The organism is Saprospiraceae bacterium, from assembly GCA_026129545.1.
Taxonomy (GTDB): Bacteria; Bacteroidota; Bacteroidia; order Chitinophagales; family Saprospiraceae; genus M3007.
Genome location: JAHCHX010000004.1, coordinates 152524 through 173428, shown reverse-complemented (window position 1 = coordinate 173428; position 20905 = coordinate 152524). Strand labels below are relative to the sequence as shown.

Genomic DNA, 20905 nt, shown 5'->3' with positions numbered 1-20905 from the left:
CTCTTGATGTTTGGCCACTCAAGCGGCGAGCCAACCAGGCTGCGCACACGATTTTCGGGATTTGGCATAGATTTGCTTCAAAAACAACTATGCGCCGCTACCTCCCACCCTTCCTCGCAGCCTTCGCTACCGCGCTGACGCTCTCCGCCCAACGCCTCGACCACCACGACATCCTGTTGTTTTCCTTGAATAAAAAAACCGACGGCCATTGGGAAATCCACACACCCCGCTTTTGCACGGCGTTCAACCCAACAGGCTACAACAACCAGCCCAACTTCTTTTCCAACAACGAACTATACCTCACCGCGCAAACGCCCGACGACTCGACCCAGACCGACATCTACGCCCTCGACCTGCTCGTGCGCACCATCACCCGCGTCACGGCCACACGCGCCACCTCCGAGTATTCCCCCGTGCCGATGCCCGGAGGCCGGCGCTTCTCCGCCGTACGCGTGGAAGAAGACGGCAACCAGCGCCTGTGGTCGTTCCCGCTCGACCGCTCCGACAACGGTCGGCCCGAATTTCCCGCCATTTTCAACGTCGGCTACCACTGCTGGCTGCGCGACACATTGGCCGCATTGTTCATCGTGGGCGACGACGGCGCAGCACATACGCTCTGCACCGCCAACACACGCAACCAACAACTGCTTCGCATCGCCGCCAACCCCGGTCGCTGCTTGCAGCCCCTCCCCGACGGCCGCCTTGCCTTTGTCACCAAATCAAGCGAAACTTGGTTCTTGAAAACATGGGACGTGACCAAGCCCATCCCCGAAATCGTGACCATCATGCCCCCCGGCAGCGAGGATTTCGCGGTGCTGGCCGATGGCACCTATCTCACTGGCAACGGCGCCAAACTTTTTCAATACGCCAAAGGACGCGACACCGAATGGAAATTGGTCGCCGACCTCTCCCAATACGGCGTGAAGAGCATAAGCCGAATGGCTGTGAGTGGTGATGGCAAATTGGCCGTCGTGGTGCAATAAGCACACTCTACATGGGTTTGTTACACTTCGGGCCGTTAGGTCTTGGGCATGGCTGCAATCGCAATCTGCTAAAAATCAAGAACATCAATCATGTTCATCTAACAAATCCTAGCGAATCAAGGTATAGTTGTGGCACGCATCCTCGCTCAAACGCTCAAAACCCCAAAAACTCCCTATCGGGACGCGCTCCACCCGTAGTGGCTTTTGGCTTGAAATACGGCCAATCGGCACAATTGGCGCTGTCAAACCAATCATTCTCCCTAACCTTGCACCAAATTTCAAAATGGACAACAAGCAAGGCACAGGCATCATCGTCGGTCGGTTTCAGGTACTCGAACTCACTCCCGTGCACGAGCGGCTCATCGCCGTGGTACAGGAGCGACACAAGCGCGTCATCGTGTTTCTCGGCTCCAACCCCGCGCCCAGCCTCTACAATCCGATTGACTTGGAACTCCGCCAACTCATGTTCAACGACCGATATGGCGACGACATCGTGGTGGAGGAAATGCCCGACTTGCCCGACGACCGTATATGGAGCCAAGAACTCGACCGCCGCATCCTCGAACTGCGCCCCGAGGAAACGGTGACGCTCTATGGCTCCGAAGAAGATTTCGTGCTGCGTTACAGCGGGCGCTACCACACAGAAGTGCTGGAGCCAAGCGAAGAGGAGATGAAACATACGCCACAAGTGGAAATGGGAGAGCTGCGCGACTTTCGCGCTGGCATGATATACGCCCACCTGCGCCGCTTCCCCACCGTCTATCCCACGGTGGATGTGGCGGTGTTTCGAAACGACGGACGCGAGCTGCTGCTGGCCCGAAAGGAAAACGAGACCCGCTACCGTTTCCCCGGCGGCTTCACCGACCCATCCGACGGCAGCTATGAGGAGGCTGCCCTGCGCGAACTGGTGGAAGAATGCGGGGTGATGGACATCGAGAGCCTCGTTTACATCGGCTCTTGCCGCATTGACGACTGGCGCTACCGCAACTCTTGGGACGTGGTGATGACCCATCTCTACGCCTGCGTCTTCGTGGAGGGCGACCCCCAACCCAACGACGACATTTCGGAATTGCGCTGGTTCGAGCTCAACAAACTGAGCGAGCGTTCGTTCGTGCCCGAACACCAGCCTCTTTGGGAAATGCTGAAAGCGTTTTTGGAAGAATCGGAAAAAGAAATTTGACCCACCCCCACCCCGTTTTTCGCCGTGCAATACCCACTCGAATTACACATCGGCACAGCCACCCTTTCAGCGCATCTTCTTTTTGAAATGCTGTCCTACACGCTTGGCTATCGGCTCTATGCGTGGCAACGCGCTCGCAGCCAAGACCCTATCAGCGACGAAAACCGCTGGTGGATATTTATCGGCGCAGCGGCGGGAGCCTTGCTCGGCAGTCACTTGCTCGGCATTTTGGAAAATCCCGAACATTTTTCCCAACTGAATTTGCTCGCTTGGATGAGCAACAAAACCATCGTCGGCGGCTTGCTCGGCGGCTTGGCGGGCGTGGAAATCACCAAAAAAATCATCGGCGTCACCCCCTCCTCCGGCGACTTGATGACTTACCCACTCATACTCGGCCTTGCGATTGGGCGGCTGGGATGTCACTTCGCGGGCTTGACGGACGGCACGCACGGCCTGCCCTCGTCACTCCCCTGGGCCATTGACTTTGGCGACGGCATCCCGCGACACCCCGTCAATTTTTACGAAATCATTTTCCTCACCGCGCTCGCGGGTTTCATTTTTTTGTTGGAAAACAAGGGGAACGCGAGACTTTCCAAGTTTCAAAAACTTGAAAAGTCTGACCTGCTCGCCAACGGTGCCCGTTTCAAAATTTTCCTCATCGGCTACCTCATTTGGCGTTTCTTTGTCGAGTGGCTGAAGCCAGTTTACGTTTCCCCGTTCGGGCTTTCCACGATTCAACTCGCCTGCCTCGTCGGGCTTTTTTATTATCGAAAAACCATTTTTTACCCCAAAACACTTTCTAACAACTAACAACCAACCAACAACTAACAACCAACTAACAACCAACAACTAACAACTAACAACCAACAACTAACAACTAACAACCAACTAACAACTAACAACCAACAACTAACAACTAACTTGGAACGTCCTTACATCTACTACGACTTCACGCTTTCCCTCTGCTCGCGCTGCCTACGCCGCGTGGACGCGAAAGTGATTTTTGAAGACGAAAAAGTCTTCATGCTCAAACGCTGCCCCGAACACGGCGCGGAAAAAGTGTTGATTGCCAACGATGTAGAATATTATCGGAACACCCGTAACTACGCCAAACGCAGCGAAATGCCGCGCCGATTCAACACGCGCACCCACTTCGGTTGCCCTTACGATTGCGGCCTCTGCCCCGACCACGAACAGCATTCTTGCCTCACCATCGTGGAAGTGACTGACCGCTGCAACCTGACTTGCCCGACCTGCTACGCCGAGTCGTCGCCCCACCACGGGCGGCACCGGACGCTGGAAGAAATCGAGCGAATGCTCGACCTCGTCGTAGCCAACGAAGGCCAGCCCGACGTGGTGCAACTCAGCGGCGGCGAACCGACCGTGCATCCACAATTCTTTGAAATACTGGATATTGCAAAACGAAAACCCATCCGTCACCTGATGCTGAACACCAACGGCATCCGCATTGCGAAGGATGCCGCGTTCACCGAACGGCTGGCGGGTTACATGCCTGATTTTGAAATTTACCTGCAATTCGACTCGCTGAATCCGAAGGTTTTGGAAAGTCTGCGTGGAGAAAATTTGCTCGATGTGCGGATGCGGGCGTTGGAAAATTTGAACAAAGTAAATCTGTCCACCACGCTCGTCGTCACCTTGCAGAAAGGCTTGAACGACGGCGAAATCGGCAACATCATCGAGTTCGCGTTGCAGCAAAAATGTGTGCGCGGCGTCACTTTTCAGCCGACACAGGCTGCCGGGCGTTTCGAGCATTTCGACCCGGCTACCGACCGCATCACCCTGACAGAAGTGCGGCAGGAAATCCTGAGGCAATCGCTCATTTTCCAACCCGAAGACATCATACCCGTGCCTTGCAACCCCGATGCGCTGGCGATGGCCTACGCCCTGAAAATAGACGGGCAGGTGTTCCCGCTCACGCGCTACCTCAACCCGCAAGACCTGCTCGACAACTCGCGCAACACCATTGTGTATGAGCAGGATGAGCGGCTCCACGAGCACATGATTCAACTGTTCAGCACCGGCAATTCGGTCGAGTGCGCCACCGAAGAACTGCACAGCATCATGTGTTGCCTGCCGCAAATCAGCGCCCCTAACCTGGGTTACGACAACCTTTTCCGCATCATCATCATGCGATTTATTGACGCTTACGATTTTGATGTGCGGGCGATTAAAAAATCCTGTGTGCACATCGTAAGTTTGGACGACGAAAAAATCATCCCTTTCGAGACGATGAATATGTTTTACCGCGACCCGGCCAAACGGGCGTATTTGGAACAACTGCGAAACGAAACCACCACTCAATTGACCACACTATCACACTAACCACATCTTGCTATGCACGAACCGCTCGACCAATCCACCCACCCACACGAACCTCCACAAAAAATGCCCCTTGGCAAGGTGGTGCTTATCAACTTTGGCATCATGCTGTTCTATCTGGCCGTTACGGGCATCGGCAAAGGACATGACTACGGGCCAATCCTGTTGGATGCAATGGCGATTGTAGCACAGACGGGCATCAACCTTATTGTGGGCTTGGTGCTGACTATCGGTAGCACTCACCACAAACCTTTGGGCAAGGCCATGATGCTTGCCGGATTGTTGGTAGGAGTGATTGGCTTTGGGGCTTGTCTGGGGAAGTATTCGGCGTTTGGTTAATTCCGCCCACTCTCCCCCACCAACTTTCTCACATCCGCATTGAATTTCTCCGCCTGCATCAAGTCTTGTAGGTTGAAATGTAAAAAGGATGATGTTTGGGAAATCATGTCAGGTCTCGTTTGAAAAGCATTTTTTCAGGTGTGTCTTCTAGTTCAATAACTACATTTTTCCGCCAATTAAAATCAAGGGTACCAAAAGAATCTTCTTTGCTTTCGGGTACTTCGAGTTCATCTTCATTAAATGTAACAATGTACTGAAAAGTTGGATTTTTGTTGAACTCATGAGCAATGTAATTGAGTGTGTTTACTTTAGTTTTGTGCGAAATAGCATGATAGACCCCATCGTGAATCAAGAAATCTGGGAGTTTTCGACCTTGTCTTATGTTGCCCAAAAACACCATTAAATCATATGCGATAAGTTTTAGTCGAGAGTTTCCGTGAGATTTGCTCTTGGGTATTTCGACATTTATTTTGAAAGGAAGATTACCCTGCTGCCTAGCAGATGTCACGATGTCCACATCGAAGTAAGCCTTTTCACTTCCTTCGCCCAGAAAAAGGGCATTGTTGAGAATGTCCTTGAAAGAGGCACGATGTCGGGCTACGATGCTTTCAAAATCTTTCAAATCTTGTTGTATATCTCTTTTTACTTCGCTGATGATGACCTCTTGGTCTGCGATAATTTCTTGTAATCGGTCAATCTCATTCACGCTGCTCATTGCGGATTCAAGACCAGACCTTTCGTTAATGAGCTCTTTATAGATGTTTTCAATGCTCTCCAACGCCCCCTTTTCTTTCAGTTTTTGGTAAAGTACGCTGCGCTGCTCTTCCAATTTTGAAATGGCCGACAACTCATTTTGGATACCCAGAGTCAGTTGCTGTTCTTTTTTCAAAAGAAACCGATTTCGATTCTCTAATATCTCTTGTCTGAAAGCAATTACCTCATCCAATTTTTTGCGAACCAAGTCGCCAAAAGTCTCTCGAACCTCGTTGTAAATTTTCTGTACCTGAACTGTATCTACCTGAAAATCTTGGGTGTAGAGTTCTCGAAGACGTTTCAACTCATGATTTTGCGAATGATATGCCTCAAGCCTATCGTTGATTTTTTTAGTCAGTTCTACTAACTCGTTTTCAATATTCTTGTACTGCTCAAGAAATTTGTAATCGCCCAAGGTCCTCTCGAGCCTTAATATCCTGCTCTCGATTTCCAGTTTTTCACTCCTAAATTCCTGAACAGTACGACCAGTCCTTGCCTCTAAAGTTTTTGTCAACTCGGTCACCGTATCGCTTTTACTTTTAGATTCTGTGGTCAGTTCGGCAAACCGTGCAAGATTTCGAGTTGGCAGGTTCAAGAGAAAAAAATTATAAAGAGCGATGTCTTTTGTGCTCGCGCTATAATCAAAGAAATCAAGCGGTTCAATCCTCTTTTGATTTTCCAAGTCATCTTTGACAAAGAAATTAAGCAGGGTGCCAAAGCGATTCCCCTCTAACACCACTCTGCTGTCCACCGTTGGGAAAAAAATATTGTTTAGGACTTCTTTGGCCTCCTGCTTTTCGTACATTTCTAAACGGTCAGGGCGGGTACCGAAATGAACCTTACTTTTTTCAGCAAAATACCGTTTGATAAAATACCTTTTGCCTCCCATTTGGAATTCTAGTGCGATATTATGCTCATCCTTTCGCAGAAATTCGTATTGGTTACTTTCAAATATTTTTTCTGCGGAACGAGACAAGAAGCAGTAATTGATAAGCCTTACTAATGAGGATTTACCTATGCCATTCACTCCTGTTGCCTCCTTTTTGCCAGAATATCTCCCCAGCACGATGTTGATGCCCGGTTCGAAGGGCACATCGTGCAGAAGTAAGTTCGTTTCTGAATAAAGTCTGACAAGCATGAGTCAAAAAAGAGTGAGTTGCTCGGTTTTTTGCTTCTTTGGTGGGTTTTGGCGAATCAATCTAATTCGATACCCTCTCCTTTCAATCGCATCCATTGCGTAGAGGAACGTGAGAGCGTGAAGGAACATTTCAGGATTCCTTTTCTCGTTCTTTTTTAAGAAAATACGGAGTAAATCATCCACTAAAACAAAATTGTCCCTCATACCGGGGCGAGAAAGTAGTTGGACAATATCCGCCCCCACAACCATCAGGTTGTTACTCAAATTGCTGTCAGGATGCGGTAAAATCATGGGTTGGCTTCTTTTTTCTTACCAATTAAACATTGCTCGAAGAGGTATAACAACACGGCAGTGACGTTATATTGATAATCGTCATCTTTTTCATTAGCGAATTCTCGTAAGTATATGACAACGAGAGAATCTAAACGTTGTTTAAACTCTCCTCCCATCCGGTTGTAATCTTTTACCACTCGATATTTAAGCCTACTTTTTTCATCATCGTCAAATTTAGCCATGTGACTCTCAATAATTTCAAAAAGCGGTAGCACTGTTTCAAATTCTTGGTAAGCTGATTCTAGGTCGTCTTGCGTATAATTCAATTGAATTTTATCTTTGATTGCTGTAAGCCTATCAGGGTCAAAATTTGTTAGTTGAGTCGGATCAGTTTGAGTACCAGACAAAAGATTTTCGAGTAACTCGGAGAGATAACTAGAGAAATATTGGCTTCGGTCAATTTTCAAGAAATCTGCTAAATGCCTTCTTGCCGTTGCACTAATATTGACATCATAAGCAATGATAGACATAATTTGGTCTAACCCCATAAGTACTGACCCAAAATGCTTCGAGCTGATGTAGGGTTGTTGAAGGGGATCAAGCTTGTGATTGACAAACATCTGCCAGTTTGGGAAAGTGGCCTGCCAATGCTTACGAAACTCTTCATAGTCATCATTCACTTTTTTTATGAAATCATTGTGGTTGTATCTTTTCGGACCATAACTTGCAACAACTGTTTGGGAATCCAAAATGAACCCATCACTTCCTCTGTCTTTTCTAGGACGTGTAGGGCTAAAACCACTGGGCGAATATTTAGCAAGGAGCAATTCTTTTACAAAATCCTCAAAATCGAATCCTTGTAGATTTTCAATTCTGGAAGCAAAAATGGTTTGGATTGCCTGATTCATCTTTTTCAAGGGTAAATTTAAGAATGTGAAGCACTAAGATGAATGTCCCAAAAGTAGATAATTTTCCACATTTTATCCCCGCCCACTCTCCCCCACCAACTTTCTCACATCCGCATTGAATTTCTCCGCCTGCATCAAGTCTTCCAGCGTCAGGTGCATCCGGTAGCGCCAGTAGTGCTTCGGGTTGGCGGGGACGTTGATGCGCTCGTCGTGCGGGTTTTCGCGGCGCAGTTTTTCGTCGCTGCCGAGCAGGTCTTGCAGTTGAAAAATCGCCCACATGGCCGGGGAATGGAAGTGTTGGGCTATGACGGCGCGATTGAGCCACGCCTCGCAGAAGTAAGGCGCCGTGCCTTCGTAGCCGAGCGTCTCGTTGAAAAAACGCTGCGAGAGTTCGCGGTTTTCCTCCCACCAGCCGCGTATCGTGCTCATGTCGTGGGTGCTGGGTGTCACCACGGAAAGATAAGGCGCGTCTTTTGGGTGGAAAAAAGTCAGGCCAGTTTGCTTGGGCATCCGCTGCACTTCGAGGCTTAGGATGCCGAGTTCGTTCATCACGTCGGGCACGCAGTGCGGCACCATGCCGAGGTCTTCGCCGCAGATGAGCATATTGGTGGAGCGTTTCAAATCCGGCAATTTTTCGAGCGCCTCTTTTTTCCAAAATTCATCTTGACGGCGATAGAAATAATTGATGTAGAGATTTTTGAGCGGCTCTTTCACCTCATCAGGCAAGTGCTGGAACGAAGTGGTTTTCTCGATGCCAAACCTGAAATGGTATTTGCCTTTTTCTTCCTGAAAGAGCAGGACGTTGGAAATCAGGTTGTACAACCCGTCGCGCAATTTTTCATTTCTTTCATTCGCCACTTGCTCGCCGAACCACGCCTCCACTTTGCGCTGGGTGGCAAATGCCGCCTTCAAAGCGTAGTGGTGGCTGTTTTGTTTTTTCTCCAAAAAATGGTCGCGCACGAAGGGTACCTCGTCCTCGCCAAAAATTTCCCACAACACCCGCTCGGTGATGTACGGCTCGCACAAACGGCTGTGATTGAAGCCGATGCCCGCGTCGTGAAACTCCTTTTCCGCGACCGGGAGGGCCGGGACGAACTGCCCGAGAATGCCCTCCACTGCGTCTAGCGGGATGCTCCAGATGCGGAAGAAGCCGAGAATGTGGTCAATGCGGAAGGCATCGAAGTAGAGGCTCATTTGCTCGAAGCGCTGCCGCCACCAAGCAAAACCGTCGCGCTTCATGCGCTCCCAATTGTAGGTCGGGAAGCCCCAGTTCTGGCCTTTTTCGGCAAAATCGTCGGGTGGCGCGCCAGCCTGTTTGTCCATATTGTAGAGTTCTGGCGCGACCCAAGCGTCGCAGGAATAGCGGTAGATACCGATGGGGATGTCGCCTTTCACGGCGATGCCGTTGGCGTGGGCGTAGTCGGTCGCCGATTTGAGTTGTAGGTGCAAGTGCCACTGCACGAAGAGGTGGATGGCGATTTGGTCGAAGTCGTTGACAGATTTTGGAGTGTTTTTTTTGACAGGATTTACAAGGTTTGCAGGATTTAGGGGTGAGAAAAGTTTTTCTACTTCGGCGGCCTTGTAGGTTTGGTGCGACGGCCACTGATTGAAATCCGCCGTGCCGTTCGCATCGCGCAGCCAACAGAAGGCGGCGTAGGGCGCAAGCCAGTGTTTGTTGGCCTCGTAATATTCGAGCCATGCTGCGTCGTTGAGCCAATCGGCTTTTTGCAACTCGTAGAGTTGGCGGATGATGTCCCATTTTGTTTGCAACACACCTTCGTAGTCAACGGCTTCGAGCGAATTTAACTCCTGTTGCTTTTTCAAAAACGGCTTCAACATCGCGGCGTGTTTCTTCCCGGCCAACTGCTCCATGTTCAGATAAATGGGGTGCAAAGCGAAGGCCGATACCGCCGAATAGGGGTACGAATCGAGCCAAGTGTGTGTGGCAGTGGAGTCGTTGACGGGCAGCAGTTGGATGAGCTTGAGGCCGACAGATTTGGCCCAATCCACGAGCAAGCGCATATCGGCGAACTCGCCCACGCCCCAACTTTGTTGGCTGCGCAGGCTGAAAACTGGGAGCGCCACGCCCGCGCCTTTCCAAGTGTTGTTGGGGAAGCGGGCGTAGTTGTCATGGTGGATGTTGGCTCCCGGATGCGCAAAAACGGTTCGATTTCCGCCCTCTTCGAAGCCTGTGAATCGTCCGGTTTTAGTGTTCCAGATGCCGTATTTGTAGCCGAGCGGGAGTTCTTCTTTTGAAAGGTCGAGGCGGGTCTCCCACCAGTTTTCATGTTTGGAAAGCAGGATTGGCGCGGCGCTGTCCCAGTTGCGAAGAGCCGTTCCGTGTCCCAATAGGCAAGGTACTTCGTCGGCTTTCAGGAGCGGGATTTTCACGCGAAAAATGTGCGTGAATTGGGCCTTTGGCGAGGTGCTTTTGGCAGCGTGACTGTCATTTTTTGGGAAAAATATTTGTCGAAACGGCTGTGTGTCAAACACGTTTTCCACTGCCCCGACGGGGTTGTAATAGTCGAACACCGTCACGGAACCGGCGGGAAGCTCGGCAGGGGCGATGATGCGTTCAGTGCTAGCCTCCGGTTTTTCGTTGCCGTTGAGGTCATGAAAAATATATGAGTATCGTATCGAAGCGCCGCCTTTTGCCTTTACTTCGATGCTGCCATGCCAGAGGTCGTCGTTCAGGCATTCGAGCGCGACGGACTGCCCGTCGTCGAGGCGGAGGGAGAATGATTCGCCGAATTGGGTGTGGTAGCGGAGGTAGAAGTGGATTTTCATGCAAGGAAATAGGTTTCGCACTGTGGGCTTTTGCCATATAGCTTTGGGGCAAAAGAAGTATATTTTCCTCAAAGTTTCATCTGGCAAATCAGGCAAGCTCCTATACAAAACACCCTTGCTCTCGAATACCGAAACAGTTGCCGTCGCATTGTTCGATTTCGCGGCGCATCGCGTTTTTGAAGTGCTCGAGTTCGGCTATTTTTTCTTCCATCTGCTCGATTTTTTCCCGACCCATTTTTTTCAACATTTCGCAAGAGGCCAAGTTGCGCTCAAACAATGCTAGCACTCCGCCGATTTCTGTCAGCGTGAACCCGATGTGTTTCAGCTTTTTGATGTGAGCCAAGCGCAGGAGTGTTTCCGCAGGATAGTCTTTGTAAGCGTTGGGCAAGCGATTTTTCCGACTCATTTTGAGCAGGCCAAGTTTTTCATAATATCGAATCGTGTCGCGTGAAAATCCGCTTTTTTCCGATAATTCTCCAATGAGCATGGTGTCTGAAAAAAATTTTTTTGCCAAAAAGGCTTGACATTGGACTATACTCCAAGCCTCAAATTTGTGTAAAAATTGGTTTCACATGAAAAAGACATTTGTTTTTGGAGGGCTTTCATTGTTTGCGGCAGCGATGTCCGTGCTTGTTTACAGCCAGCTTCGCTCCTCCACGTCGCCTACGGGCGAGTTTTGCTCCATCAATTGCAGGGGCAAAAATGCCTGCTGCGCGGGGGCTGATAGCGAGAAGCCTATCTCTTCTTGCTCGCTTTCTGCCGAGGCGCAACACGAGCGCCTGAACGGGCTGAGCGCGGCTTTGTTTTCAAAGGCTCAATCGTCGGCAGAGTTGCCCGATGGCTTCGAGCTTGTTTTTCCCGACGACGACGGCACCCGCTCGGAGTTGGAGGCCTTCGTCGCTTTCGAGCAAAAATGTTGCTCCAACGCGACTTGGGAATTAGCCCCCTTTTTTGCAGAACGAGCCATCCGGTTGCGCATCACTGGCGATGCCGGTTTCAAAAAGGAGCTTGCCCGGGCGCTCCCGCGACTGGGGCAGGATTAGCGGAAGGGGTCTGAAAACATCGCGCCCTGATTATTCGTCCGACGATTTCAATTCGTCGGACGATTGTCTTGGTGGGTGGCTTGGCTTTTCTTCCGGCAAGGTCAGCCAAAAATTGTTCACGCCCTCGCCTTGCACGAGCGAAACGGCTTGTTCGTTCAAGAGTTCGAGCAAGGCCAAAAAGGTGACGATGGCATGGATGCGGTTTTCCAACGACAAGAAGAGGTTTTCAAAATTGGCTTTTTTGCCTTTTTTCAATTTTTCCAACAAATAACCACGCTGCTCCTGAATGGTGTAGTTGTAGTTGTAAACGGTGTGGATGCGCTTGGTTTTTTGGTCTTCCTCGAATCGCGTCAGCAGGCGCTCGAACACGCGCAGCAGTTTGTAGAGCGTGACGGATTCCATTTCGGCATCGGCGAGGGCGGTTTCGGCGAGTTTGCGGAGTTCGGTGGTGGCGTAGCCGCGCGGGCTCATAAAGGCACGCACCTCTTCGAGGCGGCGAAGTTCGTCGAGCACGCTTTTGTAGCGTTTGTATTCGAGCAGGCGGTCCACGAGTTCGCGGCGGGGGTCTATCTCGTTGCCTTCGTCGTCGAGCTGTTTGCGTGGCAGCAGCATCTTGGCCTTGATGCGCATGAGCGTGGCGGCCACGACGATGAATTCGGAGGCCAAGTCAATATTCATCGCTTCCGCTTGGTGCAGATAGCCGAGGAAGTCGTCGGTGATTTTGGCAATCGGGATGTTGTAAATATCCAATTCATCCCGCTCGATGAAGAAAAGGAGCAGGTCGAACGGGCCTTCGAAGGCAGGGAGTTTTATGGTAAAGGTGGAAATCATTATGGGTCATTAAAAGGGTCATTGGGGGTAATTAAAGGTCATTGGGGGTTATTAAGAAGGGTCATTGGGGGTAATTAAGGGTCATTAGAGGGGTCATTGGGGAGCATTAGAGACATTTTCAGACTGGCAAATGTAGGAAAGAGGTTGTCGAATTCGTGAAGCAAGTTTGCGCCTTATCTTCGCCCAACATATAAATCTCCTTTTTTGCTTGAGCAGCATTATTGGGCAGGTGGCCAACAACAACAAAATACCCTTAATGACCTTTAATTACCCCCAATGACCCCTCTAATGACCCTTAATGACCCTTAATGACCCTTTTAATGACACTCTAATGACTCTTTACCTCATTCCCACGCCCATCGCTGAAAATGCCTTTCACACCATTCCGCCTTACGCGCAGGACATTGCGCGCGGTTTGGATGTTTTCGTTGTGGAAAGGGCAAAAACGGCGCGGCATTTCATCAAAAGCCTGAACCCGTCGAGGCCGATTCAGGAGATGGTTTTTGTTGAACTTCCTGAAAATCAAAATTCGGACGACGCGGAAAAAACTTTTCTCGAAGCGATGAAAGCCGGCAAGGACGTGGGCTTGCTATCCGAAGCAGGTTGCCCCGGCGTGGCCGACCCGGGGGCCGCGATTGTGGCATTGGCACATAAGGAGGGCGCAAAGGTAGTGCCGTTGGTGGGGCCATCGTCGCTGCTGCTGGCCTTGATGGCTTCGGGCATGAACGGCCAACGGTTTGCCTTTCACGGCTATCTCTCGCCCAAGCGCCCCGAGCTCGCCCGCGACTTGCGCCGTCTCGAAAGCCTTGCCCGCCAACACGACCAGACACAGGTTTTTATCGAAACACCTTACCGCTCGCAAATGGTGCTGGAGGTGGCGCTGGAGCATCTGGCCGCCGACACTTGGTTTGGCGTGGCGCAGGATTTGACTGGCGCGGGAGAGATGGTGCGCTCGTTGCCGGTGCGGGATTGGAAGAAGAGGGAAAGGAAAGCGTTGGAAAAGTTGCCTGCGGTGTTTTTGGTGTATCGCAAATCGTAGATGAAGCCGCTTCGTCGGTCGCTTGCAGGAAGCGGTTGAGAAGAACCCAGCTCCTCAATATCCGGCATGACGGCTACTTTGGCCAGTTGGATGTTTTATCTTGATTTGCTAAGATTTGTCAGGTGGCCATGATTGATGTCCTTGATTTTAAGCAGATTTCGCCTCATACTCCCCGCAATCCACCCGCAGCTCATGGTTGGCCAAGGGTTTGTTCAGAAACCGACAAAAATGTCCGTTGCCTGTGTTTTGATAAAACCGGCAGGAAAAACACATCCGCTGCATAGCGATGATGCCGGCGCGTTGCAGGTGTCCGATGATACCGAGCAATTGTTCCAGCAGTGGCCCTTGGTCGGCTGCCGGTACCGACGACACGCCCCGGAGCATGGGAGCGGCGAAGTCAGCGGTTTGGGCCACCGCGTCCATGCCCGCGACGGTCAGGTGCAGGGTATGACTGCGCGTGTCGGATTCGTCGGGGTTTCGTTCGAGCAGTCCCTTTTGCTCTAGTGACTTGACCGCCTCGCTGACGGTGGGCTTGGTCACGTTGAACTCTTGCGCCAACTGGCTGACCTTGCACTTGTCGTCGGTGTGAAAACGCACGAAGAGCAGAATCTGGATTTGGATGGGACTGATGCCCAGCACTTTGGACTTGTCCCAAAGCAACGCGCGGAACGCCTCGGCGAGGCGTTCCAGCGCGGCCACGATTTTGAAGTCGGGGCTGTGTATCTGGGCTTGCGGGTCGAATATGCTCATGCGCTTGGTTGACGTATTTGTGTGGCGACGAAACGGAGGCGCCGTGCCCAGCACAGCGCCTCCACAAGACGGGAAAGCACAAAAGTAGTGTACGCGCTATGCACTCGCACTGCTTGTCAGTTGCAGCCTTCCATTTCGATAATGTAATACCCTTTTTTGAGAATGGCGGCCTCGATGGGGCCTTTGGCATTTTCGACGTGGCAAAAGCGACATTCCTTCGCCGTGAGCGGTTGGCCGGCCTGGCCTTTCGAGGCGAGATATTCTCGTCCGTAGGCGTAAATTTTTTCCAAATCCCGCTCGTTGGCATCTACGAGGATATCGAAGTGCATGATACCGCCCTGTTTTTTGGGCACATAAGTGTCGTAAACGGCCACTTTCATGGCAATATCGGATGTTGTTGTCATGTCGGGTTTACTGTTTTTGGAGGACAGGCCGAGCATCGCCGTACCGCCGATGCCGAGCCAGAGCAGCCCTTTGAGCAGGAAGAGGGCAAAGCCCGCGAGTCCAAATTTTTTGAAAAAATTTTTGTTGAGCATGGTGATGGTGTGGTGATAGGTTGGTGAACGTTGGACTTGTTGCGGTGGAGGGCTTTGAGTGAAGGGGATTGTCATTTTTTCGACTGGCAAGGCAAATTTTGCAGTCGAAATCGGGCATATTCGGCGAAAAATTTAACGAAACCAGTCGGAAAAAGGACTTTCCCATTGCCAAAGGCCTGCACCGCAACAAGTCTATCAAAACTCGCCCTCCTTGATGTACGGATGGCACCACAGCAGCGCGGTGAGGGTCACGGCCTTGAACCACGCGGCGTACATGGCTTCCACTTGTTCGGCGCTATGGCCTTTTTTGCCAAGGAAGCCCTTGATGGTGAATGTGATGGGGAAGATGAATGCCACGAGGTAGCGGAAATGCACGATGGGCACGGCCTGAACGCCGTCGGTGCGGTTCTTTTTGGCGCTGTGGTGGCGCAGGGCGATTTCGTGCTGATAGTTGAGCCAATCTTGGTCGTAGTCGCGGTTGCAGAGGTCGAGAATCCATTGACCGAAGCGTTTGCGCACGGCGCCGAGGTAGTCCATGTTGGGGGTGCCGTTGTGAGTGAAATAATGCACCAAGTGCGGATGCCCGCCCACAAACCCATACCAGAGGTCGAGAATGGCATCGGTTTGGTCGGCCAACACGTCGCCGGCAAGGCGCAGGTGGCGCACATCGTCGTCGGTGAACAGCACGGTTTGTTTCAAAAGAGCGAGGTCGGCGAGGGTAACGGGCGAGGTGGCTACTTGGCCGTAGGTGTAGCCTGCGATGTTGTTGGACATGGTTTTAAAAATTTAAGACGATGATTTTAATGTTTGGAATCCGAACTATTTTTGTTGCGACAAAAGTATGTTAGTTATCCGAACTAAAAAAACATTGCCTAAGGGAATTTTTTAGGCGAGATTCGCCCCGTCGCGAGGCGTGCCTAAAAGACAAGCGTTGGGCACCATCAAAAAAATTCACCATGATACCGGACAACAACAGCGCAGCGGAGCCCCACCCCTTGTTTCCGAGTGGCGAATGGGAGGGGTTTTACACCTACAGCTGGTCGAAGCAGCAGCACCTTATGGCCTTTTTTCTGGATTTCCGAAACGGCATTGTCACGGGCAGCGGCGCCGATGATGTGGCGCCCTTTGATTGGCGCGGTGTGTACGATACGAAGGAATTGCTTTGCAATATGATAAAACACTACGCCACCCACATCGTCCGCTACGGCGGCTACGTGGACGAAAACGGCATCTGGGGAACTTGGCATATCGGCGCCGGGTGGTCGGGTGGTTTCCACTTGTGGCCAAAGCCCGGTACGGAAGCGGAGCAGGCAGCGGATATCGTGTCGGAACAATTGCCTGTGAAGCCGGTGACCGTGCTTGTTTAGGCGAGTTGTCTGTCAAAACCGACCTGCGTCCACATCCTTCAAAAACGCGCTCAGCCCTTCCATGTAGTTTTTTTGGTCATCCCACATGCACATGTGGCTGCCGTTGGGGCAGAGCAGAAAGCGACCCTTTTGCACGGCCGTGGAAATCCATTTCATGTGCTCGGGGTCCATGGTGTCGTGTGTGGCGCCGATGCTGAGCGTGGGCACTTTGATGGACGGCAGCCGGTCTTTCACATCCCACTTTGCCAGCCGCCCGGCGATGCCGAACTCGCTGGGGCCTTGCATGGTCACATACAGGCTGTGGTTGATCTTGTCGAACGCGCGGTTCACGGCATCGGGCCACTGCTCCAACGGGATGCGGCAGACGTGCTTGGCGTAAAAATTCGGCAGGAGCAGTTCCATGTAGCGCGGGTTGTCGTAATCGCCCTTAGCCTCAATGGTTCGTATCTCGGTCAGCACTTCCGGGGCCATCTGCTTGGCCAGCACATTGGCGGCGTATTGGCCGTATTCGGGGCAGCTCGCCATCATGTTGGAAATAATAAGCCCTTTGAGGTTGTCCTGATATTTGAGCGCGTACTGCATGGCGAGTATGCCTCCCCACGAGTGCCCAAGTAGGAAAAAGTTGTCTTTGGTGAGGCCCAAGGCTTGGCGCACGGTTTCCACCTCTTCCACATAGCGCGGCAAATCCCAGAACGTCGTGTCGTCGGGATTGCTGGAGTTGCCCGTGCCCAACTGGTCGTAGTAGATGAACTCGATGCCTTCGGCGGGCAGGAAACTTTCCATACACTCCCAGTACTCATGCGTGCAGCCGGGGCCGCCTTGCAGCAGCAGCAGTTTGATGCGGGGATTGTTGCCGAAGCGTTTGGTCCACAGGTTGAAATCGCCCTTGTCCGTTTTGAGCGTGACGATTTTCACCCCGCCGGTTTGTACGCCCGGCTCTGTATGCGCAAAATAGGATTGCAGGGTAGGCTCGGCGTTTGTACCGGACGTGTTTTTGCCGCAGGCGGCCAAAAGCATCAAAAAAGCGAAAAGGAGGATGCCGATGTTTTTCATAGTCGAAGTTGTTTTATGTTGAACGGTCAACGGGAAACTGTGCCGACACGACCATTTTCCGAATCAGGGATATCTGCCCCAAATGGTAATAACTGTGCTCAATGACTCCTTCGATGTTGCGCTGGTAGTTGCCGTATTTCTCGTCCACGAAGGCGCTGTCCAACTGAGCGTCGTCCATTTGCTCCACATGTTTGGCGAACCGCTCGGCATTGTCGAGAAAAGTCTCGACCAACGCGTTCCAGTCATTTTCCGATTGGATTTCGGGGAGGTCGAAACTGTACTTGTCGCGGATGTCGAGCGGGCCGCCCTGAAAGACCTGGATGAGGCCTTGTAGGTAATAGTTGATGTGGAAAGTCAGCAGCGCGATGGTGTTCAGGTCGCCGATTGGGGTGGTTGCCTGCACCCAGTCCACACGCGCGAGTTGATCCTTGAAGTTGGTGTTGGCTATCCAAGTCCCGCTCAGGAGGACTTCACGCAGCCGAGCGGCCAATGCTTGTGCTTGGGTCATGGTGGGCGGTGTTTTTATGTGTTTTGCAGGGCAAAGGTAGATCAATCGCTCATGGCGCACACTATATGCCAATTTGGTCACGCTACCGGACATTTTTCCAACCGCAGAGACGCAGAGACGCGGAGGATTTCTAAAAATCTGATTTTCAAAAAAATAAAAACGCTGCGTCTCCGCGTCTCCGCGGTGAATTTGAAATTGTCCAGTAGTGTTCGATTCGCTTCCCCAGAGCCGGGATTCCCGATATTTGCACCATGACAGACTCCGCCGCCACCGCCACCCTCAAAAACACCGAAGCCCCACCCGCCCCTTGGGAACAGGCAGCCGCCCACGCCATCCGCTCGCGCAAGCGCATGGCCTTGCGGGACTACATCGCTACACTCGACCCGGAGCGGGACTGCCAGCAGATCGCCTACCTGAGCGCCTGCTACGAGTTTCCGTGGGACACCACCCGTGCCCTCGAACTGGCCCTGTTCCGCGTGTTTGGCGTGGCCAAGGGCACGCCCCTGCTCGTGCAGACGGGCGAGTTTGTGCAGCGCACGCAAAAACGCTACGACGACACGGTGCTCATCCTCTCCGAGATACTCGAAAGCGGCGGCTACGACACCCCGCGCGGCCATGCCGCCCTCGTGCGCATGAACAAGCAGCACGGCCGCTTCCAAATCCCCAACGACGAGTACCTGTACACCCTCTCCACCTTCATCCTCGAACCCATCCGCTGGAACGAGCGCTACGGCTGGCGCCCGCTCACCGAAGCCGAGCGGCAGGCCTCGTACTACTTCTGGCGCGAAGTGGGCCGCCGCATGGGCATCCGCGACATCCCGGAGAGCCTCGAAGCCTACGACCGCTTCAACCGCGAATATGAAGCCGCCGAGTTCCGCTACTCGCCCGACAACGAGCTCATCGCCCGGGCCACGCGCAACCTGTTCCTGTCGTGGTTTCTGCCGCGCTGGCTGTACGGGCTGGGCGCGCCGGTCGTCCATGCGCTGTTGGACGACCACCTGCTCGCGGCCGTAGGCTTGAAGCCCGCCCCGCGTTGGCTCCAGCACCTCGTGCGCGGGGCTGTACGCTTGCGCGGTCGGCTCGTGCGTCTGCTGCCGCCGCGCCGCGAGCCGCGCCTGCTGACGAAAATACCCACCCCGACGTATCCGGGCGGGTATGTGATCGGGGAGTTGGGGGCCGGTCAGTAAGCAGTAGAAATGCCTGCGCCGCTCACTTTTTCTATCCCATCAACTTCCGCCGCTCCAAGTACTCTTGGGCGTTTCGCAGGGCTTGGTGCAGGCGCTTTTCCAATTCTTTTTTGGGCGGCAGGTCTGTCCAGTACTCGGCCACGACGATGCCGTCTTTGTGCAGTTCGAGCAGTTCCACTTGTTCGCGGCTGCTCTCGGCGCACAGAATCAGGCCTACGGGTCGTTCTTCGGCCTCCTGTCTCTCGTAGCGGTCGAGCCATTTTAGGTAGAGTTCCATCTGCCCTTTGTCGGCGGCTTGAAATTTGCCCAATTTCAGCTCAATCGCCACCAAGCGTCGGAGCCTGCGGTGGAAAAACAGCAGGTCGAGGTAGAAGTCCTCACCGTCAATTATCATCCGCTTCTGACGCTCCACAAAGGCGAAGCCCTTGCCTACTTCCAAGATGAACTGCTCCAACTCCCGCAGAATCGCCTGCTCGAGGTCTTTTTCCAAATACCCGTCCTTCAATTGGAGGAAGTCCAAGATGTAGGGGTCTCGAAACGTGTCCAGAGGCAGGCTCGGCTGTTGGACGACTTGGAGGTTGGCTATTTCGGCCCGCTCGAAGGCTTTGCGGCGGATTTGTTCTCGCAATTCTCGCTTGCCCCACATATTTTCTGCACAGGCGTGGGCGTAAAACAACTTGGCTTCCAGTCTCTTAAGCGGCAGGATTGCGATGATGTGCGACCAACTCAATTGTCGTGCCACTGGCACGACAATTTCCTCGTCCTCGAACTGCTCGGCGAATTGCATCATCCGGCGGAGGTTTTTCTCCTGGAAACTCCTGCCGTAATGCTGTTCCAATCGGGCCGCTACGGCGGGCACGATTTGCTGGCCGTACACGGCGCGCTTGTTTTGCAAAATTTCGGTATTGATGCGCTGGCCTATCTGCCAGTACAGCATCACCACGGCGCTGTTGGCCACGATGGCCACCTGCCTGCGACTCTGCTCGATGAGGGTGCTGAGGTCTTGAAACAAAGGCTCTTCGGGCGATGGGGGCGGTATTTTCTTGATGCTTTTCATGGTGTTGCTTGCATTTGCATGGCTTATCCGAGGCATAAGCCTGTTGAGAAAAATACCCACCCCGACGTATCTGGGTGGGTATGTGATTGGGGAGTTGGGGGCGGTCAAATAAACTTATCGTCGCGGCAACCACCACCCCAACCAAAGTCCTACCAGCCCCCAAGCAACGAGCGCGTCAATGAGGTAGGCCATGGAGCTGGTCTCGAACCAGATGCTGTTCAGGTACGGGATGGTCAGGTAGCCGATGATGCCCACGGCCAACGATGCTTGCAGGGCCGTGCGCAGGTTGAGCGTTTGGAACTGCAAAAGCAGCCACACGAGCAGCCACGCAGCGAGCAGGTCCACTACAAAGCCCCGGAACATGCTCATGCCCATCTCCATGCTCATGGACTTGTGATAGGTGATGTGCACCCACGGCTTGCCCGCATAAGGCTCCATGAATTTTTGCTCTTGGTCCATGGGCGTGCCGGGCGGCGGTAAGGGGAGCATGTAGGTGCCTTCCTCGCTCAAGTTTTCGCTTAGAAAGGCGACAATTTTGTCCTGATTGGGCGTGTAGCCGAATTCGGACTTGTGTACTTGCAGCATGGCCCACGACAGGAATTGCCACACGAAGAGAATGATGCCGCCGACGAGTGTTCCAACAAGTTGTTTTTTCATGGCAGTATAATTTTAGATGTTAACGATGCTGCAAAAGTAAAAATCACGATTTGAAAACAAAAAGTTTTTTAAATTTTTTAACTCGAGCTCGAAGATATTTGACCTGACAGATGGCGCTTGACTAAACTGATTCCCTGCCACTCTCGGTTTGCAAGAGGTGTCATCTTTTGCGGAAC

The 20905-nt window shown here is 52.4% G+C and carries 22 protein-coding genes; 9 read left to right on the top strand and 13 right to left on the bottom strand.

Features of this window, described 5'->3' with window-relative positions; translation table 11 throughout:
• Positions 1-89: 89 nt before the first annotated feature.
• The 5 genes from KIS77_20860 (at position 90) to KIS77_20840 (ending at position 4842) form a co-directional block, all read left to right on the top strand.
• Positions 90-983, top strand: coding sequence for a hypothetical protein (locus KIS77_20860; GenBank protein MCW5924782.1), 894 nt, complete (start codon positions 90-92; stop codon positions 981-983).
• A gap of 283 nt (positions 984-1266) precedes the next feature.
• On the top strand, positions 1267-2163 hold the full coding sequence (locus tag KIS77_20855) for an NUDIX domain-containing protein (protein ID MCW5924781.1): 897 nt from the start codon (positions 1267-1269) through the stop codon (positions 2161-2163).
• 24 nt (positions 2164-2187) lie between these two features.
• Positions 2188-2973: a prolipoprotein diacylglyceryl transferase gene (locus tag KIS77_20850; protein MCW5924780.1), complete on the top strand. Its 786-nt coding sequence runs from the start codon at positions 2188-2190 to the stop codon at positions 2971-2973.
• A gap of 213 nt (positions 2974-3186) precedes the next feature.
• Entirely contained in the window at positions 3187-4506 is a 1320-nt protein-coding gene (locus tag KIS77_20845) for a radical SAM protein (GenBank protein ID MCW5924779.1), read from the top strand.
• Between the two features lie 12 nt (positions 4507-4518).
• Complete coding sequence (locus KIS77_20840; protein ID MCW5924778.1) at positions 4519-4842, top strand: hypothetical protein; 324 nt, start codon at positions 4519-4521, stop codon at positions 4840-4842.
• 103 nt (positions 4843-4945) lie between these two features.
• Here KIS77_20840 and KIS77_20835 read toward each other — a convergent pair whose 3' ends face one another.
• The 5 genes from KIS77_20835 to KIS77_20815 all read right to left on the bottom strand — a co-directional run bounded on the left by KIS77_20835 (position 4946) and on the right by KIS77_20815 (position 11188).
• Complete coding sequence (locus KIS77_20835; GenBank protein MCW5924777.1) at positions 4946-6733, bottom strand: DUF2326 domain-containing protein; 1788 nt, start codon at positions 6731-6733, stop codon at positions 4946-4948.
• 3 nt (positions 6734-6736) lie between these two features.
• Positions 6737-7024 carry a hypothetical protein gene (locus KIS77_20830; protein ID MCW5924776.1) on the bottom strand — a complete coding sequence of 96 codons (288 nt, stop codon included), beginning with the start codon at positions 7022-7024 and terminating at the stop codon, positions 6737-6739.
• Positions 7021-7914 (bottom strand): hypothetical protein, encoded by an 894-nt coding sequence (locus KIS77_20825; GenBank protein ID MCW5924775.1) that lies wholly within the window; start codon positions 7912-7914, stop codon positions 7021-7023. Before KIS77_20825 ends, KIS77_20830 begins: the two co-directional genes overlap by 4 nt.
• Before the next feature lie 72 nt (positions 7915-7986).
• A complete protein-coding gene (locus KIS77_20820; GenBank protein MCW5924774.1) occupies positions 7987-10701 on the bottom strand; it encodes a 4-alpha-glucanotransferase in 2715 nt (904 codons plus the stop codon).
• 100 nt (positions 10702-10801) lie between these two features.
• Positions 10802-11188: a MerR family transcriptional regulator gene (locus KIS77_20815; protein MCW5924773.1), complete on the bottom strand. Its 387-nt coding sequence runs from the start codon at positions 11186-11188 to the stop codon at positions 10802-10804.
• A gap of 85 nt (positions 11189-11273) precedes the next feature.
• Between KIS77_20815 and KIS77_20810 the strand changes: the two genes are divergently transcribed.
• Complete coding sequence (locus KIS77_20810; GenBank protein ID MCW5924772.1) at positions 11274-11744, top strand: hypothetical protein; 471 nt, start codon at positions 11274-11276, stop codon at positions 11742-11744.
• A gap of 30 nt (positions 11745-11774) precedes the next feature.
• Here the strand turns inward: KIS77_20810 and KIS77_20805 are convergent, their stop codons facing one another.
• Positions 11775-12575: a segregation/condensation protein A gene (locus KIS77_20805; GenBank protein ID MCW5924771.1), complete on the bottom strand. Its 801-nt coding sequence runs from the start codon at positions 12573-12575 to the stop codon at positions 11775-11777.
• A gap of 331 nt (positions 12576-12906) precedes the next feature.
• Between KIS77_20805 and KIS77_20800 the strand changes: the two genes are divergently transcribed.
• Positions 12907-13614, top strand: coding sequence for an SAM-dependent methyltransferase (locus KIS77_20800; GenBank protein ID MCW5924770.1), 708 nt, complete (start codon positions 12907-12909; stop codon positions 13612-13614).
• Positions 13615-13761: 147 nt separating this feature from the next.
• On the opposite strand, the gene KIS77_20795 is transcribed toward KIS77_20800, so the two are convergent.
• The 3 genes from KIS77_20795 to KIS77_20785 all read right to left on the bottom strand — a co-directional run bounded on the left by KIS77_20795 (position 13762) and on the right by KIS77_20785 (position 15674).
• A complete protein-coding gene (locus tag KIS77_20795; protein ID MCW5924769.1) occupies positions 13762-14244 on the bottom strand; it encodes a winged helix-turn-helix transcriptional regulator in 483 nt (160 codons plus the stop codon).
• Positions 14245-14480: 236 nt separating this feature from the next.
• Entirely contained in the window at positions 14481-14744 is a 264-nt protein-coding gene (locus tag KIS77_20790) for a DUF2024 family protein (GenBank protein MCW5924768.1), read from the bottom strand.
• Between the two features lie 351 nt (positions 14745-15095).
• The gene (locus KIS77_20785) at positions 15096-15674 is read right to left on the bottom strand and encodes a protogloblin ApPgb (GenBank protein MCW5924767.1); all 579 of its coding nucleotides are present in this window, start codon (positions 15672-15674) and stop codon (positions 15096-15098) included.
• 182 nt (positions 15675-15856) lie between these two features.
• On the opposite strand from KIS77_20785, the gene KIS77_20780 reads away from it, so the two are divergent.
• Positions 15857-16267, top strand: coding sequence for a hypothetical protein (locus KIS77_20780; GenBank protein MCW5924766.1), 411 nt, complete (start codon positions 15857-15859; stop codon positions 16265-16267).
• 12 nt (positions 16268-16279) lie between these two features.
• On the opposite strand, the gene KIS77_20775 is transcribed toward KIS77_20780, so the two are convergent.
• Both KIS77_20775 and KIS77_20770 read right to left on the bottom strand, forming a co-directional pair.
• A complete protein-coding gene (locus KIS77_20775) occupies positions 16280-17320 on the bottom strand; it encodes a proline iminopeptidase-family hydrolase (protein ID MCW5924765.1) in 1041 nt (346 codons plus the stop codon).
• 13 nt (positions 17321-17333) lie between these two features.
• Positions 17334-17828, bottom strand: a complete 495-nt coding sequence (locus KIS77_20770) for a DinB family protein (protein ID MCW5924764.1) — start codon at positions 17826-17828, stop codon at positions 17334-17336.
• 251 nt (positions 17829-18079) lie between these two features.
• Here KIS77_20770 and KIS77_20765 point away from each other — a divergent pair, with 251 nt between their 5' ends.
• The gene (locus KIS77_20765) at positions 18080-19015 is read left to right on the top strand and encodes a DUF2236 domain-containing protein (protein MCW5924763.1); all 936 of its coding nucleotides are present in this window, start codon (positions 18080-18082) and stop codon (positions 19013-19015) included.
• 31 nt (positions 19016-19046) lie between these two features.
• Here the strand turns inward: KIS77_20765 and KIS77_20760 are convergent, their stop codons facing one another.
• Together KIS77_20760 and KIS77_20755 are read right to left on the bottom strand one after the other, a co-directional pair.
• Positions 19047-20072 (bottom strand): DUF1016 family protein, encoded by a 1026-nt coding sequence (locus tag KIS77_20760; protein MCW5924762.1) that lies wholly within the window; start codon positions 20070-20072, stop codon positions 19047-19049.
• Between the two features lie 114 nt (positions 20073-20186).
• On the bottom strand, positions 20187-20729 hold the full coding sequence (locus tag KIS77_20755; protein ID MCW5924761.1) for a hypothetical protein: 543 nt from the start codon (positions 20727-20729) through the stop codon (positions 20187-20189).
• Positions 20730-20905: the final 176 nt, after the last annotated feature.

Excerpts from the sequence above, each read along its gene's own strand:
- KIS77_20860 (MCW5924782.1), top strand. The coding sequence starts at position 90 with ATGCGCCGCTACCTCCCACCCTTCCTCGCAGCCTTCGCTACCGCGCTG.
- KIS77_20855 (MCW5924781.1), top strand. The coding sequence starts at position 1,267 with ATGGACAACAAGCAAGGCACAGGCATCATCGTCGGTCGGTTTCAGGTA.
- KIS77_20845 (MCW5924779.1), top strand. The coding sequence starts at position 3,187 with ATGCTCAAACGCTGCCCCGAACACGGCGCGGAAAAAGTGTTGATTGCC.
- KIS77_20840 (MCW5924778.1), top strand. The coding sequence starts at position 4,519 with ATGCACGAACCGCTCGACCAATCCACCCACCCACACGAACCTCCACAA.
- KIS77_20835 (MCW5924777.1), bottom strand. The coding sequence starts at position 6,733 with ATGCTTGTCAGACTTTATTCAGAAACGAACTTACTTCTGCACGATGTG.
- KIS77_20830 (MCW5924776.1), bottom strand. The coding sequence starts at position 7,024 with ATGATTTTACCGCATCCTGACAGCAATTTGAGTAACAACCTGATGGTT.
- KIS77_20825 (MCW5924775.1), bottom strand. The coding sequence starts at position 7,914 with ATGAATCAGGCAATCCAAACCATTTTTGCTTCCAGAATTGAAAATCTA.
- KIS77_20820 (MCW5924774.1), bottom strand. The coding sequence starts at position 10,701 with ATGAAAATCCACTTCTACCTCCGCTACCACACCCAATTCGGCGAATCA.
- KIS77_20815 (MCW5924773.1), bottom strand. The coding sequence starts at position 11,188 with ATGCTCATTGGAGAATTATCGGAAAAAAGCGGATTTTCACGCGACACG.
- KIS77_20810 (MCW5924772.1), top strand. The coding sequence starts at position 11,274 with ATGAAAAAGACATTTGTTTTTGGAGGGCTTTCATTGTTTGCGGCAGCG.
- KIS77_20805 (MCW5924771.1), bottom strand. The coding sequence starts at position 12,575 with ATGATTTCCACCTTTACCATAAAACTCCCTGCCTTCGAAGGCCCGTTC.
- KIS77_20800 (MCW5924770.1), top strand. The coding sequence starts at position 12,907 with ATGACTCTTTACCTCATTCCCACGCCCATCGCTGAAAATGCCTTTCAC.
- KIS77_20790 (MCW5924768.1), bottom strand. The coding sequence starts at position 14,744 with ATGAAAGTGGCCGTTTACGACACTTATGTGCCCAAAAAACAGGGCGGT.
- KIS77_20785 (MCW5924767.1), bottom strand. The coding sequence starts at position 15,674 with ATGTCCAACAACATCGCAGGCTACACCTACGGCCAAGTAGCCACCTCG.
- KIS77_20780 (MCW5924766.1), top strand. The coding sequence starts at position 15,857 with ATGATACCGGACAACAACAGCGCAGCGGAGCCCCACCCCTTGTTTCCG.
- KIS77_20775 (MCW5924765.1), bottom strand. The coding sequence starts at position 17,320 with ATGAAAAACATCGGCATCCTCCTTTTCGCTTTTTTGATGCTTTTGGCC.
- KIS77_20770 (MCW5924764.1), bottom strand. The coding sequence starts at position 17,828 with ATGACCCAAGCACAAGCATTGGCCGCTCGGCTGCGTGAAGTCCTCCTG.
- KIS77_20765 (MCW5924763.1), top strand. The coding sequence starts at position 18,080 with ATGACAGACTCCGCCGCCACCGCCACCCTCAAAAACACCGAAGCCCCA.
- KIS77_20760 (MCW5924762.1), bottom strand. The coding sequence starts at position 20,072 with ATGAAAAGCATCAAGAAAATACCGCCCCCATCGCCCGAAGAGCCTTTG.
- KIS77_20755 (MCW5924761.1), bottom strand. The coding sequence starts at position 20,729 with ATGAAAAAACAACTTGTTGGAACACTCGTCGGCGGCATCATTCTCTTC.